This is a genomic window from Sphingomonas sp. IC-56 (assembly GCF_021043375.1).
Lineage (GTDB): Bacteria > Pseudomonadota > Alphaproteobacteria > Sphingomonadales > Sphingomonadaceae > Sphingomonas.
On record NZ_JAJNDV010000006.1, the window covers coordinates 191,183 to 207,590 of the forward strand.

The following is a 16,408-nucleotide window of genomic DNA, read 5'->3' on the forward strand; positions in this document are numbered from 1 at the left end:
CATCTTCGATGGGCAAAGACTTCATCACTTCGCTGCGACCGGCAATCGTGCTCACGATCCTGTTCGCACTCTTGCTAGGACTGGTATATCCGTTTGCAATGACCGGTATCGGACAGGCGATCTTCCCCTCCCAGGCCAATGGCAGCCTCGTCCGCGACGCCGCGGGCCGCGTGATCGGCTCCACCGTGGTCGGCGAGGCCTTCACCTCGGATCGCTACTTTCAGACGCGTCCCTCGGCAGCCGGCAAGGGCTATGACGGGCTCGCCTCGTCCGGCTCGAACCTGGGGCCAACTTCGCAGGCGCTCGTCGATCGGGTAAAACCCGATGTTGACAAGCGGCAGTCGGAAGGTGTCGCCGGGCCGGTTCCGGCCGACCTGGTGACGGCAAGCGGTTCTGGGCTCGACCCCGACCTCTCGCCAGAAGCGGCACGCGCTCAGGTGGCACGGGTCGCCAGGGTGCGGGGCATCCCCACGACCCGCCTCGCCAAGCTGGTCGACGACAATATCGAGCGCCCGTTTCTGGGTTTTCTGGGCGAGCCCCGCGTCAACGTGCTTGCACTGAACCAACAGCTTGATCGGCTCGGCGCGGGCCGTTGAACGATCGCGTCAATAGTGATGGGCGACCGACACCTGAAGCCTTCCTCCGCGCCGCTGCGGAGGAAGGCAGAGGACGCCTGAAGATATTCCTCGGCGCGGCGCCGGGGGTCGGCAAGACGTTCGAGATGCTTTCCGAAGGCGCCGCGCGGCAGAAAGCGGGCGCCGATGTCGTTGTTGGCGTGGTCGAGACCCATGGCCGCGCCGAGACGGAGGCGCTTACCCGCGGCCTCGAGATCCTGCCGCGGCGCGCGATCGACTATCAGGGGCGAACCCTCACCGAGATGGACCTCGACGCGCTGCTTGAGCGGCGCCCCGCTCTCGCGCTGGTCGACGAGCTCGCTCACACCAACGCGCCGGGCAGCCGCCATCCCAAACGCTATCAGGATGTCGAGGAACTGCTCGACGCCGGTATCGACGTCTACTCCACGATCAACATCCAGCACGTCGAAAGTCTCAACGACGTCGTCGCCTCTTTTACGCGCGTGCGCGTGCGCGAGACCGTGCCCGACAGCATCCTTGAGCGCGCCGAGATCGAAGTCGTCGACATTCCGCCCGACGAGCTGATCGAGCGGCTCAAGGAGGGCAAAGTCTACCTGCCCCAGGAAGCGACGCGAGCGCTCTCCCACTTCTTCTCCAAGTCCAACCTGTCGGCGTTGCGCGAATTGGCGCTGCGCCGCGCCGCGCAGGCGGTCGACGCGCAGATGCTCGACCATCTGCGCGCCAATGCGCTGGGTGGCACCTGGGCAGGCAGTGAGCGCATCCTAGTGGCGGTAAGCGAGCTTCCAGGGTCTGAGGAGCTGGTGCGTGCGGCCAAGCGCATCGCCGACGCCGCCCATGCAAGCTGGACAGCAATCCACATTGAGACGCCCCGGACGCGCACCCTCGACGAACCGGCGCTGCGCCGCATCGCGGCGGCGCTCAACCTTGCTTCGACCTTGGGTGCAGCCGTCGCCTCGGTTCCCGCAGGTTCCGTGGTCGAGGGCCTCAAGAGCTACGCCGCCGATGCCCGCGCGACCCAGCTGGTGGTCGGCAAGTCTGCGCGCTCGCGTTGGTTCGAATTGCGCCATGGGTCGGTTGTTGACCGGCTAACCCGCGAGACGCCCGGCGTCGCGGTGCATGTCCTGCCACTAGGCGCTACATCGGTTGGTGAGGCTCGCCGCGCGAGGCTACGCGGGAGCTGGGGGCGGCCCAGCGGCTATGTCTGGACGACCTTGATGGTCGCCGCCATTACCGCGCTCGGATTGGCGTTGTTCCACGTGCTCGACCTCGGCAACGTGGCGTTGCTCTACTTGCTGCCGGTGATGACCGCCGCCAGCCTGTTCGGGCTGCGCACCGGGCTTTATGCGGGGCTGGTCTCAAGCCTGGGCTATAACTTCTTCTTCCTACCGCCGACCGGCACGCTTACCGTCAGCAACCCGGAGAACATCATCTCGGTCTTCGTGCTGCTCGGTGTTGCAGTCGCGACCAGCCAGCTGACCGCACGCGTCCGGGCACAGGCTGACATCGCGGCAATCAGCGCGCGGAGCAATGCCGCGCTCGCCGGTTACCTCCGCCAGCTTACCCGGCTCAATGACGTCACTGAAGTCGCTCGCGCCGCATGTGGCGAGATCGCTGACCTTCTCGGGGTTCGGGTAGCGTTGCTCCAGGAGGCTGATACGGGGCTGTCGGTGCTGGCGGCGAGCGAAACGGGCACCCGGCTGGAAATAATGGAGCTCGCCGCCGCCCAATGGGTGTGGGACACCGCCCAGCCCGCTGGCCGCGGCACCGGTACCCTGACGGCATCGGACTGGCAGTTCCAGCCGCTGCTCGGCGGGAAGCGCGTACTCGCGGTACTGGGCGTTGCGCGCGATGATGGCCGCGATCCGGTCCGCCCGGACCAGCTGGCGCTGCTCGGCAGCCTGCTCGACCAGACGTCGCTCGCGCTAGAACGGCTAAGGCTTCAGGCGGAGATGCGCGATGTCGACGCCGTGCGCGAGCGCGATCGACTGCGCGCGGCCCTGCTCTCCTCTGTCAGCCACGATCTTCGCACCCCGCTCACCTCCGTGCTCGCAGCCGCCAGCGAACTGCGCCGCAGCGTTGACAACCCCCTGCTGGGCACGATCGAGAGCGAGGCGATGCGGCTCAACCGCTTTGTCGCCAACCTGCTCGACATGGCACGTGTGGAGGCCGGCGCGCTGCGGCTCAACCTTGAGGCCGCCGACCTCACCGACGCCGTTGCGGCTGCAGTGCATGACACAAGGCGTTCGCTGGAGGGCCATGAGATCCAGCTCGAGGTCCTCCCCGACCTCCCGTTGGTCAAAGTGGACCCGCAGCTCTTCCACCACTGCCTGCTCAACTTGCTCGACAATGCCGGCCGCTATGGCGACCCAGGCACGCCGATCATCGTACGTGCCGAGCGAAAGCCTGGCGCGCTCCTGCTATCCGTGATCGACCAGGGGCCCGGCCTGCCCCTTGGACGCGAGGCCGAGGTCTTCGAGACGTTCAAGCGGCTCGAGGGGTCGGACCGCGCCATCAGCGGCACGGGCCTCGGGCTTGCGATCATCAAGGCTTTTGCCGAAGCGATGGGCATGACGGTGGAAGCCGCCAATCGCGAGGATTGCGCAGGCGCGCGGTTCAGCATTCACTTCCCCGAGCGCCTGCTGGTGCGCGGAACCGATCAAGGGATTGAATTATGAGCGGCCAGCGCGTCCTGGTGGTGGACGACGACCTGCACATTCGCAGGCTGCTGCAGGCAACGCTGGTGCGCGGCGGCTATCAGCCAATTGAGGCGACCACCGCGGCGGAAGCGATCGAGCAGGCAAAGACGGCATCGCCAGACGTGATCCTGCTGGACCTGGGTTTGCCGGATCGCGACGGGCTCGAAATCGTACCGCTGCTCCGCAAGTACACTCAGGCGCCGATCCTCGTGGTTTCTGCGCGGGACGGGACCGACCAGAAGGTTACGGCCCTCGACCTTGGCGCAAACGACTATGTCACCAAGCCGTTCGACAGCGAGGAAGTGCTCGCGCGAGTGCGCGCGTCTCTGCGCCACTATGTCGCTGCCCAGGGCGGTTCGCCAGTTCTTCATACGCACGGGCTCAGGATCGATCTCGTCAATCGAACGATCACGCGCGATAGCGAAGAGATCCGCCTTACGCGCAAGGAGTATGAGGTGCTTCGGCAACTCGCGCTCACCCCAGGCCGCGTGGTGACCCATCAGCGGATCTTGGAAGCTGCGTGGCCACTCGAACATGACCGCCGCGTCGATTATCTTCGCATCGTTGTGCGCAACCTGCGCCAGAAGGTCGAACCCGATCCCGCGCGCCCATCGATTGTGCTCAACGAGCTCGGCGTCGGTTACCGCCTCATGACCGATCCGGAGCGTTGAGTCTCAAGCGTGTTTGGCAGGTTCGGACACTGTGAGAATGCAATAAAAATACAGCCCCCAATCGAGGCCTGATCATCGCGCGCCTCGATGCTGTCCAATCGGTTTCAGGCACGGGCGAGTGCCGGCAAAGGCGCGTCCAGCCATGCCGGCACATGCTGCCGCGAAAGCGACTGGCTCCCGTCTCCGCGATCCGCGACGACGCTATAGCGGCCGCCGTCGACGAGTACCTCTGGCACCAGCGCGCGGCTGTTGTAGGTCGAGGCCATCGAGGCGCCATAGGCACCAGCGGTGTGGAACACCGCGAGGTCCCCACGGGACACGGCATCGATTTCGCGCGCCTTGGCAAAGGTGTCGCCACTTTCGCAGACTGGGCCGACGATATTGGCGACCAACCGCTCTCCGTCCGGGGCGACGGCGGCGAAACGGTGATAGGCGTCGTACATCGCCGGACGTGCGAGGTCGTTCATTGCCGCATCGACGATAACGTGCGGGTGCTCGACCCCCGGCTTGACCCACAGCACGCGGGTGAGCAGCACGCCGGCTGCGCCCGCGATCAGGCGGCCGGGCTCGAACATCAGGGTCACGTCCCAGGTACGCGTGACCCGCTCGACCATTGCGCCATAGGCAGCCGGTGAGGGAAACTGATCCTCCTGCCGATAAGGAATGCCGAGCCCGCCGCCGAGATCGACATGGGTGATGGCATGACCGTCCGCCCGCAGCGCGGCGACCAGCGCACCGGCTGCCACATAGGCTTCCTCAAGGCGGCCGAGATCGCTGATCTGGCTGCCGATATGGAGTGCGATGCCTCGAAGCCGGAGACCCTGCAGCCGCGACAGGCGGTGGTACATCGATCGGGCGTCGGCGATGGGCACCCCGAACTTGTTGGCGCTCTGGCCGGTGGAGATTTTCGGATGGGTTCCGGCCGCGACATCGGGATTGATCCGCAGCACGGCACAGGCGCGCGTTCCCTGCGCCTGCGCAAGCGAGGACAGGAAGACACCTTCTTCCTCAAGCTCGATGTTGAACTGGCAGATGCCCGCGTCGAGCGCGGCGATCATCTCACCATTGGATTTGCCGACGCCGGAGAACAGCACGTCCTGGGGCCGCATGCCCCCGGCAAGCGCTTGGCGCAGCTCGCCCTCGGAGACGATGTCGGCGCCATAGCGCTCGTCAGCGAGCAGCCGCAGGATCGCGACGTTGGGATTGGCCTTTACCGCGAAGGCGATGTGCTTGCGGGCGATGCCGTGCAGGCCGTCGCGGAAGGCGCGTGCCGCGGAACGGATCGCCGCGGCGGAATAGACATAGACCGGCGTACCGACCTCCCGCCCGATCGCGGCAAGCGAAACGTCTTCGGCGTGCAACACGCCCTGGCGATGTTCGAAGAACGACATGATCTCTCCAGATGTCTTGGATAGCTCTTGCTGGCCGCAGGCGATCAGGGGCGGGTGCGACCGCCCACCCTGGACTTGACCCTTGGCCGGGCCGCAGGGCGCTGCGGCCGCGCCAGGTGCCGGGCAGCCCAGGCACGCGGCAGGCGCTCGCCCTGGATCACCAGCACCGCGCCGGCCAGGTACAGGAGGAACGCGACCAGCCCGAGCGGCGCGCTCAGACCGGCATTGGATTTCACGGCGTCCACATTGGAGACGAGCACGAGGCCCGCCGCGGCAGCGAAAAGCGCAAGCCCGCCCAGCCGCCAGTGCAAGTCTCGGCCGGTCATGCGTACGTCTCCGCGTCGACGCTGCGATCGGTGATCACCCGACGTGCCGCGCGGTGCAGTGCCTCAACGACCCGGGCTTCTTCCAACCCCGCCGGCTTGCCGCGCCAAAGCGCGATGTCGGCCGGGAATTCGGCCTCCTGATCCAGCGCGACAAGCAGGTCCGCCATTTCGAAGCGCAGGCCGACCCCGGGATTGGCAAGCCGTGCCGCAGCGGCACGCGCGCGGCCGACGAGCTGCGGCACGCCATCGATGCCGCGCCCTTCGACCGCAGTGAACCCGAACGCCCGCGCATGGTGTGCGGCATGGATCAGCAGGCAGCCGGCGCCGCAGTCCGCGTCGATGATCCGGATGCTGCGGCGACCCGCATCGCGCAGTTCTTCGAGCAGCTGGGCGAGCGCTGTCCAGCGGCTATCGTGCGCGGCGCGGCCCCCCTGTCCGATGCCATGGGAATTTGCAGGCGGTGATGCACGGCGCGGCGCGCGCGCTGTGCGGGATGGCTTGGCGATCATGACTGGTTTTCCTCGTGGAGGGCTGCCGGCAGACTCAGGCGGCGCGGGCGGTTGCGCGTTCGTCCGCGCCGGCCGGCATGAAAGGGACGTGCGGCACGAGCGGTGCGGTGGAGACCACCACCTCGGCATGGAACGCATACCGCTCGGCGCGCGCGAACCCCATCGCGGCGGCGAAGGACACGAAGCGGCCCTCCATCTGCCCCGTACTTTCCTGAACCAGCCAATGGCCGGCCTCATCCTGACCTACAAAGAAGATCGAGCCGCGTTGGTCGGGCTCCGGATCGCTGATCGACGCCACTTGGGACGCTCCTGATAGTGTTGCACCAGCATGGACGGATCGACCGAGCCAGGAGCCGTCAGCATCAGGGCTGCTCGCACGAGAATGGCCGTTGTTCATGCACAAGCGGAATTATGCCCTTCCGCATAGCAATTCGAGACAGGGGAAGGCCGTCCGCCATAGCATTTGCGTAGCGTTTTACCGCTCGGGTGACCTGGGGCGGCTTGCCCAGCCTACATACGAGCGGCGCAACTGTCGATTTGGGGTAGTGCAAGCATTCGGGTGAGTTTGCCGCAGCATCCGCCGCTCCCACCACCAAGTCCCCTACCGGCGATGACGAGCATCATCGCCAGCACGATTAGCGGCTTGAGCCGAAGCACAGAGCGTCGGAAGCGCCCGAGAAGACATCAACGTCCATCGGGCGCCGGAGGATAGGTCAGTCCAGCTTCATGCGGAACCCGGCATACAGGAAGCGTCCCACGGGGCTGACCGGGTAGATCAGCGTATCCAGTTCCGGTTTCTGGTCGAACAGATTGTTCGCGCCCGCATACACCTCCAGGCGCTGCTCGACGTCGACTGCGACGTAAAGGTCATGCTGCCACCGCTGCTTCAGGTAGCGATACTTGGGGTCGACGATGTCCGGATTGCCCGCCATCTGGCGGTTGGTGAAGCGCGAGGTCTTGTCGATCCAGTTCAGACCGTAGTTCACAGTGACCGGGCCCTGGGTCCAAGAAAGGTCGGCGTTCGCAGAGAATTTCGGCGCGAAGCGTTCGCCCCGCTGGTCGGTGGTCTCCGCCCCCGGGGTCTCGATGCCCTGGAGGCGATCGAGGTAATTGCCGACGACGTTCAGGCTGAAGGTGCCCAGGCGGGAGGTCGGCAGGCGATAGTTGAGTGCGACGTCCAGCCCAGCGGTACTGAACTGCGAGACGTTGAACGGCTGGACCGAGAACCCGACGATGTTGCCCGGGCCAGCACCCCCGCCCGTGCCGTTCTGGCGGATGATCGCGGCGCAGAACGGATTGGCCAGCGAAGGCTGATCGACGCAGAGCTGCGCGATGGTCGCCGGGTCGGCAGTGTTGATCGCCTGCTTCAGCCTGATGTCATACCAGTCCGCCCGCAGCGTGAGCCGGGGCACGAAGCTGGGCGACAGGACGATACCTGCGGTCCAAGTCTTTGCGGTTTCCTCGCTGAGGTCGGGATTGCCCTGCGTCAGCCCGGGCAGCACGACGCCGCGGGCGTCGCGATAGCGGGTCGGATCGGCGACGCCGAGGGATTGCAGCAGGGTTGCGCAATTCGCGGCGCGATTGGCGGTACCGTTCTGGATCTCGTTGGCGTTGCACGGATCGGCGATCGCCGCCGAGGTCTGCGATTGCCCGGCGAACAGTTCCCCGACATTGGGCGCGCGGATCGCCACGGAATAGGTGCCGGTCAGCGCGATGTCCCGGATCGGTGAATAGAGACCGTCAACCTTCCAGGTCGTGGCGGTGCCGATCGTCGAATAATCCGAGACGCGAAGCGCCGCGCCGAACTCCAGGCGATCGGCGAAGGGCACGTCCTTGAGCAATGGCGCGCGAAGCTCGGCAAAGGCTTCCTTCACGTCAAACGCGCCGCGGTTGGCCGTCACCACGCCGCCGAAAGTGTTGCCGCCCACCTTCTGCGCGTCGGGCGCGTAGCGGCTGCTTTCCTTCCGATATTCCGCGCCGATGGCGAAGCCGACCGCTCCGCCGGGCAGGGTGAAGAGCTGGCCGAAGTCGCCGGACACCGATGCGGTTGCGACATGCTGTTCGAGCCGCGCGCGGTCGTCGGTGGTCTGGCGAATGAAGTTGAGCGCCTCGCTGGACGCGGCATTCTCACCAAACAGGTTGAGCGGTACGCATTCGCCGGGTCGGAAAGTCGTGGGGGGGAGCGCCACGCGCGGGAAGGCCATCGGCTGGTCGGGCGTCCAGCTGGGATCAAGATTGACCCGGCATGTCGGCTGGCCCGTGACGGGATCGGTGACGGCATCGATTGCGGCGTAGAACCGGTCGCTGAGCACGGCATTGCGCGACCGGCTGCGGATGTCGGTTCGTCCGAAGGTATAGGACGCCTCGTAGCGGGCGTGATCGCTGATCGCTCCACGCGCGCCGACTACGGACCGATAGGTGCGGCGGCGGATATCCTGATCCGGCCGCCCGAGGCCGAACTCGTCGCGGTTCAGCAGGACTCCGCCGATGTCCGGGCTGATCAGGGGCCGGATGGCGTCGGGAATAAAGGCGTTATCTGCTGGAAGGAACAGGTAGATGTCGTAGGTCGGCTGCGAAAGGGAAAAGGCCTTGGTCTGTGCGACCTTGGCCTCGGCGAACAGGGTCAGCGCGGGCGACACCTCGAACCGTGCATTGGCGGACAGGATGTCGCGGCGGTTTCCGGGTAGAAGATCGTCACCGAAGTCGGCCACAAGCGTGCCGCTGCCACCCTGGGTGAACGAATAGGGGACGAATGTTCCGGACCGGAACGGAAGCACGGCACCGGTGCCGTCCACCAGATAATCGGGCATGCCGTCGAAATCGACGTCGATGCCGCCCTCGCGCGCGCTATCGATGTAGCGGACATTGGCCAGCGGAACATTGTCCGGGATGCCGTTGTCGTTCGGGCCGGCATAGTCGAAGGCGTTTTCCGGATCGTCGGGGTTCAGGAAGAAGGTGCGCTTTCCCGGCCCGCTCAACTGCCGTCGGTCGGCATTCAGCAGCCGGTCTTCCTCGCCATGTTCATAGGCGAGGACGATGTTGCCCCGGCCTTCGGCGAAATTCTTGCCGGCCGTGAGGGCAAACAGGCGCTGTCCTGCGTCGCCGCGCTCCGAAATGCCGGCCTGCCCACGCGCCGAGATGCCGTCGAAGTCCTGTCGCATGATGAAGTTCACCACGCCGGTCACGCCGTCGGCGCCGTAGACGGCGGAGGCGCCACCGGTGAGGATGTCGACCCGCTCGACCAGATCGCTTGGGATGGTATTGATGTCGACCGCCTGGCTGCCGGGAACCGACGCGACATGGCGCCTCCCGTTCACCAGGACGAGGGTGCGCTCGGCACCCAGGTTGCGGAGGTTGAGGAGGTTGAGCCCGGTCTGCCCGTTGGCGAGGGCGCGTTGTCCGCTGTTCTGCGCCGAGGTGGACGATCCCTGGAGCGCGGGATAGCCGGCCAGGACGTCGGTGATGTTTGTCGTCCCAGACGCCTCGATCACCCTGCGATCGAGCGACACGACGGGATTGGGGGTATTCGCGACGCCCGAGGCGATGCGCGTGCCGGTGACGACGATCACCGCGGGAGCATCGGGGTTATCGTCCGCGCCGACCGGCACGGCCGGCGCTTGCGCCGGTGCTGACTCTGCTTCGAGGTCGCTCGCTGCGTCACGCCGCGCCGGAGCACTGATAATGATCACGCCCGACGCGGCTTTTCGAAATCGCAGCCCAGAGCCGCGCAGAAGCAGTTCCAGAGCCGTGCCGGTCGAATAGCGGCCGCGCACTGCGGGCGCACGCTTGCCTGCTACCGTGCGCGCGTCGAAAGCGACCTGCTGGCGAGTGTTCCTGGCGAAATCGCGCAGTGCGTCGGCGAGGTCCTGCGCGCGCATGTCCAGCGCGAAGTTCTGCTCCTGCGCCATGGCTGGCGCTGCGTGTCCGCCCACCATAGCGACCGACAGCGCGACCATGGCCACGGACGCGAATTGGCTGCGAAGCACTCGATCGAACATTCTGCCCCCTTCTTCCGGCACCCCCTGCCGTTGATGTAGGACGCACGGGAGCCGCGACGGGACAGCAGAAAAGTTCGTTACGGTTTGCGATTTCCTATCCGGACTCGCACGGGCGAAGGATCAGCGGCAACCCGGCCGGGTCATTCGTGCCGCAGGACGATCTCCGATCCCTGCCGCCGTGCCCGGGCCGGCGACAGTTCAGCGAGTGCATCGAGAAAGGCTCCGGTGTCGCCCGCGGTGAAGAAGCCGCTGATCCGAACATCGGCGAGCCGCGGATCCCCTATCACGATCCGCTCGCGCGCATAGCGATTGACCTGGGCCACCGCAGAGGCGAGCGGCTCATCGTCAAAGCTCAACTGGCCGGATTCCCAAGCAAGCGACCGCACCGGATCTGCGCTCGTCACCCGAGCATCGCCGATCCGCCTTAGCGGTGCGACGAGTTCGCGACCTGGGGTCAGGATCATCTCAGCCGAGCCCTGCGCCAACGCGTTAACCCGCTTATGGTCGGGCCGTGGCCGTTCTCCGGCCGTGTCGAGCACGGCCACCCGCCCCTCGTACAAGACCACGCGCATCTGCTCGCGGCGCATTTCGACACTGAAGGACGTGCCGGTGGCGACGACCATCCGGGGACCCACGGTGACGGCGAACGGCCGCAGCGGGTCCTTCGCCACGTCAAACTTGGCGCGCCCGCGCACCAGCGTCAGCTCCCGTCGTTCCTTCAGCAGCCGCACCCGCACCACGCTGTCCGCGTCCAGTGACAGCCTCGATCCGTCCGCCAGGATCGCGACCCGGCGTTCGCCGATTCCGGTGCGGTACTCGGTCGTCGCCGTGCGCAGAAACAGGGTGCCAAGCAGCACGACCGCCAGCATGGCCGCCATTCCGGCGGCCCATCGCCATCCTCCGGAGATCGGTCGCGCCCAGCGGCGGCCATTGACGCGTTGGAGGCTTTCCAGCGCAGCAGCCCGATGCCCGATCAGTTCGGGCGTCTCGCCCAGTTCCGCCGTGGCGTTCCACACCGCAGTCGCCTCGTCCAGCGCCCGCGCATTGGCCAGGTCGTCGATCCAGACACCGAACTCGGCACGTTCGGCGGCCTCAAGCTCGCCCTCTGCAAGGGTGATGCACCAATAGGCCGCCTGTTCGTCGCGGGTCGGCGCGTGGCTGCTCTCGGACACGCTCATGACAGATCCCGCTGACGCGCCATCAGGCATGCCATCGCCTTGGCGACATGCTTCTTCACCCCGCTCGGGCTGATGCCGAAGCTGTCGGCGATCATCTGCTGGCTCATATTCTCAAGGCGATAGAGCATGAAGATCGTGCGGGTTCGCTCCGGCAGACTGTCGAGGGCAGCAGTGATCGTGGCGAGTTGCCCGCGTGCGGCCGCGATGCGATGGGGATCGAGCGGCTCGACATGGCGGTCGTCATGCCTACCGGCTGCTTCGCGGAATTCCGCACGGACCCGCGCACGGCGCGCGCGATCGATGATGAGGTTCGCCGCGATCTGGAAGACATAGGCATCGGCGGATCGGGCCTGCGCATCGATATCGAGCAGCCGTACGAACACCTCCTGCGTCAGGTCCTCGGCTTCACCATGGTCGCGCACGCGGCGCAGAAAGAACGCCATCAGGGCCGGACGCCAGCGGTGATGCAGATGCGTCTGTTCACTGACCCTTTCCTGCTGCACGCGTCCATCTCCCATCGGCCCTAGACCTGTTCTTAGGACGCACAAGCCAGCAGGAGGGACAGCGTTGGCACGTCCCTCCCCGCCGCCGTCAACATACTAAGCGCATACGGGCAAATACACCGTTGGATACGCGATATCGTGTCAGGTGCTATAGTCCCTTCTAGGGGCGATCACCGCGCTCACCAGGCAAGCGTTTGAACCGCCGTGTGTTCGCAACGCTTTCCCGGCCGGTGCGGAACGCCGGCCGGCGCGGAAGCTCCCAGGTCAGCCGCTTGAGGCACCATCTATTGGGCGCGCAGCTGCCGCCTCCGCTCCGGCGAAACAAGAGCCACCGCGCAATCTGAGTTCTCTGTCACCGCCCTGGGTCGAACTCACGATTCTCATCCGCTCCGAAGGGAGCCTGAGCCAGGGTCGGCTTGTGAGCGGAAAGCGGTCTGTCCGCATTAGAACAACCATCTCGTTGAGCGTGTTCCGCAGATTACTTCGACAATAGATCAGTCGTACCTAACACGTCGATAAACAGATAAGTTGCGCTGATATCAAGACATTGCCGCATAATCCCTGCCCCAAACCGCGGGCGAGAATAGCCCTGCGTTTTGGTCAATGACCGTGAGCAGAGCATCATCGGGCGAATAGCGAAAGCTTGCCGTAGAGCAGCATTCGCTGTTGGGGCGCGACCAAACCGCATACTCACGCCGCAGCGTCGTCGTCACCGAGTTCGGACTCATAGACCAGGCGTAAAAGCTCGGAGAGATTGTGAACGTCCAGCTTCTCGGTGAGATGCGCGCGATGGATCTCCACGGTCCGCGGACTTATTCCTAGGTCCACCCCGATGGTCTTGTTGGTCTGCCCTCGAGCGACTCCCGCTAGCACTTCGCGCTCGCGCCGTGTTAGCCGCTGCAGCCGCGTTTCGGCCCGCTTGGCGAGATCCTGGCGGCGGGACGCACGCTGCAATGTGGATTCTGCAAGCTCGATTGACGTAGCCAATTCGTTCGGCTGCACGGGTTTCGCAAGCACATCGATCGCCCCCATCTTCATAGCGCTCACCGCAGTACCGAAATCATCAAGTCGCGCGATGATGATAGCCGGCAAGGTATCTCGGCGATCGCTCAGTTCGTTGAGCACATCCAGAGCGGCGAGATCTGATGTGCACAGATCGAGCAAGACGCAGCCAGGCTCGACATCTTGAGCGGTCACCAGAGCATGTCCCGATACAAAAAACCTGACTCTGTGACCAAGTCGCTGAAGGATCAGTCCCAAGGATCGCCGGCTTGCAATCTCTTCATCGACCACATGTACCTGCATGCTACGCTCCCATTTTCGACCTGATCGCTCGCATCATTGTTGATGCCGGGCGTCAGGCGCAGAGGGGTTACTAAACACAAACCAACTACCGTCCCGCCGCGCACTATGCACTCGGGCTCATTCAATCAGCGTTGATGCTTTCAGCTGGCGAGAAAACGACAGCGGCAAACTTAGGCGAAATCGCGGAAAACAGAGGGGTAGGACCGCACAATCCGGAATACAGCGCAATTATTGCACGATTGTGAACCCTCCTGGAAGCGCCATCGTTTACTGAAAATTCGCTGAACAAGATGCCTTCCCCCTGCCAAGCATGCACGCCAGGCCTAATTTGGTTGATTTACAAGTAATCATTATCTGGTGGTTAATAGTTCATGCCACTCCTCCATCCTCCTCGGCCTCCTCTACAATCATGCGGTAGCGCTTGGCCATTTCGAGATGGATTACGCGAGCCTCAACGCACTTGGCGCAGGCGGCAGCGTTCAACTCGGCTCGAATCCGGGCGCGCACATACTCCAAATCCGTTCTCAAGCAGGCCCTCCAGATCTTCGATTAGTTTGCCTGGCGCGATTCACGCTTGCCCAATCTGGACAGGTTATTTCCGCTAACTTATCAATGGAATGAGTATCTGTACCTATGGCGTTGCGGCAGCCCAAGTCGACATCAGCGCGGCGCATAATGCTCGCTCCTTTGGGACCCTGTCGGGGCCAAAATTCGGGTCCCTTGGCGGCGTAGCTGTTCTTACGGGAGCGGTAGAATGCCACGCGCCCACCCCTTTCGGGGACACTGACAGACGGGAGTCGTTGGAAGCACAGTTGCGGCGCTTGAGCAGTAAGTCAGGAATGTCGCAAGGAGATGCGTCGGCTGCGCTTTGAGCTTTGGCTACGCTGCCACCAGCAAATGCAAAGCATGGCGAGCTAGCAATTGCGGCTGCCCTCCTAATCAGGCCCCAGTATCTGCGCAGCCCACGCCCCCTGACGTGTCTGTAGGGCGCGGCGGGTCGCACAGGCTGTCATCATGTCTCCTGGCCACCCTGTGTCGTCACCGCGGTGCCCGCCAGCTAGGTGCTGCCTATGCCGCCAGCTGGAACCAAGCGCAGTCTGCACTGAATCAAGCGTGAGCACCCAGGCATGATGCCGTGCCGAGACCATCGAACAGTACGTGCTGCATCCTCTCATCCGATACGCCCGGGACGATCGACCGGCCGTAGGTGTCGGCAGACGCTGGTCTGATCAGCGCCTCCCGACGAGGAAGATCACAGAACCGCTTCGTTTTCATTCTCGCGCGCCGCGCTCGCCACGTCGTCGTTGTGGGCAGCCAAGGCTGCCGCGAGATTCGCCTCCTGCTCGTGCGACAGTGACGTGCGCAGAATGTGTCCGCGAACATCCCGAAGCTCTGCGAGCACGCGTTCAGGCTGAACGCGGCGAACCAGGATGAACAGCGCAGACGAGTCGGGTTTCAACGTCTCAGCCAGTTCGCGCACGAACGAGTCATCGACCCCATAATCCACGAGCGAGCCCGACAGCGCGCCGGCGCCGAGCCCCACCGCGCCACCTACCGCCATGCCGGCGAGCGGATTCAAGAACAGCAGGCCAACCAGCGTACCCCACAGCATGCCGGAAACCCCGCCCGACGCTGCCCCCGCGCCAACCAAATTGACGCTTTGTTTCAGGTTCACCTTGCCGTCCGGCTGACGGATGGCGACCACGGCGTCTTCCAGGTCGATGAGATACTCTTTCTGCAGGCGATTCAGCCTCGCCAGGACGTTATCGGCTTCCTTCAGGTCGTCGAATCCGACTGAAATCAACTCGGCCATCTTCCTACTCCTCTGTTCCATCTAACCTGGAGGCGCGGCATCCATTGTTGGCCCCGCCCTACACTCGATGGCGCTGCGGGCGACCGGTTCCCCGTCTGACCTCAGCAGGCCCGGGTGCCGCGTCGAAAAAGTGCACCCCGCCATTTGGGGAAGGATAACGGCGGGGTGCAGGTTCCGACCGGTTCTTCCCAAGCGGCGGGAAGAGTTCCGGCGGGTCATCAAGTGTCCGGGAGCGTTCGTCATGACAGAGACCGCTGTCCTCCATCTCTGCCCTGAGTCCTGCGTGCCGGCGGCTCGGCCGTGCCGGCACCGCCGCAGCGGTGCAGACGTTGTTGTTGAATCACCCGGCCGAGCCGACCAGATTCTTGCGATTTCAAGTATCCGGCGCTCAGAAGGTCTTTCCCGGCTACACTGCGCTTGTAACCCGCGCCGCAAGGGGCTGTGGATACGCAGAAAAACCTACAAATACTGTTCATGCATTTTATGTGTTCGAGGAACACAGCGGCCAGTCGTCCCGCCTCAGAGTGCCTGTGGGTAAAGCACTTGGCCCTCACCAGCAATGCAAGGTCGCAAGTGCGCCCTCGCCCTGCGGCGACAAGGCTCAACTGCGGGGCAACCCCGATGGGGGTGTCACTTATGCACTTCAACCCAGCACGGAAGTAGCTTCCACCGAAGTTGAAAGACGGAGGTTAACATGACGCGTGACGTAGCTCTGCAATCCAGCTCGGGGCGCCACTCGCCCTTTTCGCAACGACTCGCACCCCTCGGGCGGCTGCGTGCGGAAATGGATCGCTGGTTCGAGGATATCCCAGCCAGGCTTCAACAACTCCAGGCGGGCCAGATCCGCTTTCCTATGTCGTCTCCAGCGATCGACATGACCGAAACGGATGACGGCTACCAATTGACCGCCGAGGTGCCTGGCATCGACGCAGAGGATGTCGAAATCTCGGTGACCGATGGCATGCTGAAAATCGCTGGCGAGAAGCGTGAGGAACGAGCCGAGTCGGCGTCCGACTACAGTTATTCGGAGCGCTCCTATGGCCGTTTCGAGCGTGAGATCGCGCTGCCCCACGATGCCGACACCAGCGCGATCAAGGCCCGTGTGACCAAGGGCGTTCTTGCGATCACCATGCCCAAGGACAAGTCAGCCGAAGGCCGCAAGCAGCAAATCCCGGTGGAGGCCGGCTGAACCCGCGCGGGCCAAGCCCCGCAAGCACGATTAGCCGAGCGTGGCGATGCGATCGGACGCATCGTCCGCCGGCCAATCGCCCACCGACCTGTCGCCGATCGGAGACACCATAGCCCGTCTTCGCGCCGCATATCACCAGCTTATTGCTGCGGCGCGGGCGCACCGCGAGCGCTAATCAACGCCGGCGACAGCAAGGTCGTCGTGCGCATCATCGCGGCCGACGAAGAGGCGGT

At 64.5% G+C, this 16,408-nt stretch carries 13 protein-coding genes; 4 read left to right on the forward strand and 9 right to left on the reverse strand.

Features of this window, described 5'->3' with window-relative positions; all coding sequences use genetic code 11:
* The first annotated feature begins 8 nt into the window (after positions 1 to 8).
* From kdpC to LQ953_RS10330, 3 genes are read left to right on the forward strand one after another with little or no spacing between them, the layout of a single operon-like run.
* Positions 9 to 596, forward strand: a complete 588-nt coding sequence (kdpC, locus tag LQ953_RS10320) for a potassium-transporting ATPase subunit KdpC (protein ID WP_231030724.1) — start codon at positions 9 to 11, stop codon at positions 594 to 596.
* Positions 593 to 3,271: a sensor histidine kinase gene (locus LQ953_RS10325; RefSeq protein ID WP_231030727.1), complete on the forward strand. Its 2,679-nt coding sequence runs from the start codon at positions 593 to 595 to the stop codon at positions 3,269 to 3,271. Before kdpC ends, LQ953_RS10325 begins: the two co-directional genes overlap by 4 nt.
* Positions 3,268 to 3,963 (forward strand): response regulator, encoded by a 696-nt coding sequence (locus LQ953_RS10330; RefSeq protein ID WP_231030729.1) that lies wholly within the window; start codon positions 3,268 to 3,270, stop codon positions 3,961 to 3,963. Before LQ953_RS10325 ends, LQ953_RS10330 begins: the two co-directional genes overlap by 4 nt.
* Positions 3,964 to 4,067: 104 nt before the next feature.
* Here LQ953_RS10330 and lysA read toward each other — a convergent pair whose 3' ends face one another.
* From lysA to LQ953_RS10375, 9 genes are all read right to left on the reverse strand, one after another.
* Positions 4,068 to 5,354, reverse strand: a complete 1,287-nt coding sequence (lysA, locus tag LQ953_RS10335) for a diaminopimelate decarboxylase (protein ID WP_231030731.1) — start codon at positions 5,352 to 5,354, stop codon at positions 4,068 to 4,070.
* 44 nt (positions 5,355 to 5,398) lie between these two features.
* The gene (locus LQ953_RS10340; RefSeq protein ID WP_231030733.1) at positions 5,399 to 5,680 is read right to left on the reverse strand and encodes a hypothetical protein; all 282 of its coding nucleotides are present in this window, start codon (positions 5,678 to 5,680) and stop codon (positions 5,399 to 5,401) included.
* Positions 5,677 to 6,189, reverse strand: a complete 513-nt coding sequence (locus LQ953_RS10345) for an SAM-dependent methyltransferase (RefSeq protein ID WP_231030735.1) — start codon at positions 6,187 to 6,189, stop codon at positions 5,677 to 5,679. Before LQ953_RS10345 ends, LQ953_RS10340 begins: the two co-directional genes overlap by 4 nt.
* A 34-nt stretch (positions 6,190 to 6,223) precedes the next feature.
* Positions 6,224 to 6,487, reverse strand: coding sequence for a hypothetical protein (locus LQ953_RS10350; RefSeq protein ID WP_231030737.1), 264 nt, complete (start codon positions 6,485 to 6,487; stop codon positions 6,224 to 6,226).
* A gap of 415 nt (positions 6,488 to 6,902) precedes the next feature.
* The gene (locus LQ953_RS10355; RefSeq protein ID WP_231030738.1) at positions 6,903 to 10,187 is read right to left on the reverse strand and encodes a TonB-dependent receptor; all 3,285 of its coding nucleotides are present in this window, start codon (positions 10,185 to 10,187) and stop codon (positions 6,903 to 6,905) included.
* A 140-nt stretch (positions 10,188 to 10,327) separates the two neighbouring features.
* Positions 10,328 to 11,365, reverse strand: coding sequence for a FecR family protein (locus LQ953_RS10360; RefSeq protein WP_231030740.1), 1,038 nt, complete (start codon positions 11,363 to 11,365; stop codon positions 10,328 to 10,330).
* Positions 11,362 to 11,883 carry an RNA polymerase sigma factor gene (locus LQ953_RS10365; protein ID WP_269141432.1) on the reverse strand — a complete coding sequence of 174 codons (522 nt, stop codon included), beginning with the start codon at positions 11,881 to 11,883 and terminating at the stop codon, positions 11,362 to 11,364. Before LQ953_RS10365 ends, LQ953_RS10360 begins: the two co-directional genes overlap by 4 nt.
* A 675-nt stretch (positions 11,884 to 12,558) precedes the next feature.
* Complete coding sequence (locus LQ953_RS10370; RefSeq protein ID WP_231030743.1) at positions 12,559 to 13,173, reverse strand: response regulator transcription factor; 615 nt, start codon at positions 13,171 to 13,173, stop codon at positions 12,559 to 12,561.
* A gap of 1,252 nt (positions 13,174 to 14,425) precedes the next feature.
* Positions 14,426 to 14,986, reverse strand: coding sequence for a DUF1269 domain-containing protein (locus LQ953_RS10375; protein ID WP_231030746.1), 561 nt, complete (start codon positions 14,984 to 14,986; stop codon positions 14,426 to 14,428).
* 694 nt (positions 14,987 to 15,680) lie between these two features.
* Between LQ953_RS10375 and LQ953_RS10380 the strand changes: the two genes are divergently transcribed.
* The gene (locus tag LQ953_RS10380) at positions 15,681 to 16,175 is read left to right on the forward strand and encodes an Hsp20/alpha crystallin family protein (protein ID WP_231030747.1); all 495 of its coding nucleotides are present in this window, start codon (positions 15,681 to 15,683) and stop codon (positions 16,173 to 16,175) included.
* The last annotated feature ends 233 nt before the right edge of the window (positions 16,176 to 16,408 follow it).

Bases quoted from the DNA above. Each gene is read 5' to 3' on its own strand.
- LQ953_RS10365 (WP_269141432.1), bottom strand. From the start codon at position 11,883: ATGGGAGATGGACGCGTGCAGCAGGAAAGGGTCAGTGAACAGACGCAT.
- LQ953_RS10355 (WP_231030738.1), bottom strand. From the start codon at position 10,187: ATGTTCGATCGAGTGCTTCGCAGCCAATTCGCGTCCGTGGCCATGGTC.
- LQ953_RS10330 (WP_231030729.1), top strand. From the start codon at position 3,268: ATGAGCGGCCAGCGCGTCCTGGTGGTGGACGACGACCTGCACATTCGC.
- LQ953_RS10370 (WP_231030743.1), bottom strand. From the start codon at position 13,173: ATGCAGGTACATGTGGTCGATGAAGAGATTGCAAGCCGGCGATCCTTG.
- kdpC (WP_231030724.1), top strand. From the start codon at position 9: ATGGGCAAAGACTTCATCACTTCGCTGCGACCGGCAATCGTGCTCACG.
- LQ953_RS10345 (WP_231030735.1), bottom strand. From the start codon at position 6,189: ATGATCGCCAAGCCATCCCGCACAGCGCGCGCGCCGCGCCGTGCATCA.
- LQ953_RS10340 (WP_231030733.1), bottom strand. From the start codon at position 5,680: ATGACCGGCCGAGACTTGCACTGGCGGCTGGGCGGGCTTGCGCTTTTC.
- lysA (WP_231030731.1), bottom strand. From the start codon at position 5,354: ATGTCGTTCTTCGAACATCGCCAGGGCGTGTTGCACGCCGAAGACGTT.
- LQ953_RS10375 (WP_231030746.1), bottom strand. From the start codon at position 14,986: ATGGCCGAGTTGATTTCAGTCGGATTCGACGACCTGAAGGAAGCCGAT.
- LQ953_RS10360 (WP_231030740.1), bottom strand. From the start codon at position 11,365: ATGAGCGTGTCCGAGAGCAGCCACGCGCCGACCCGCGACGAACAGGCG.
- LQ953_RS10380 (WP_231030747.1), top strand. From the start codon at position 15,681: ATGACGCGTGACGTAGCTCTGCAATCCAGCTCGGGGCGCCACTCGCCC.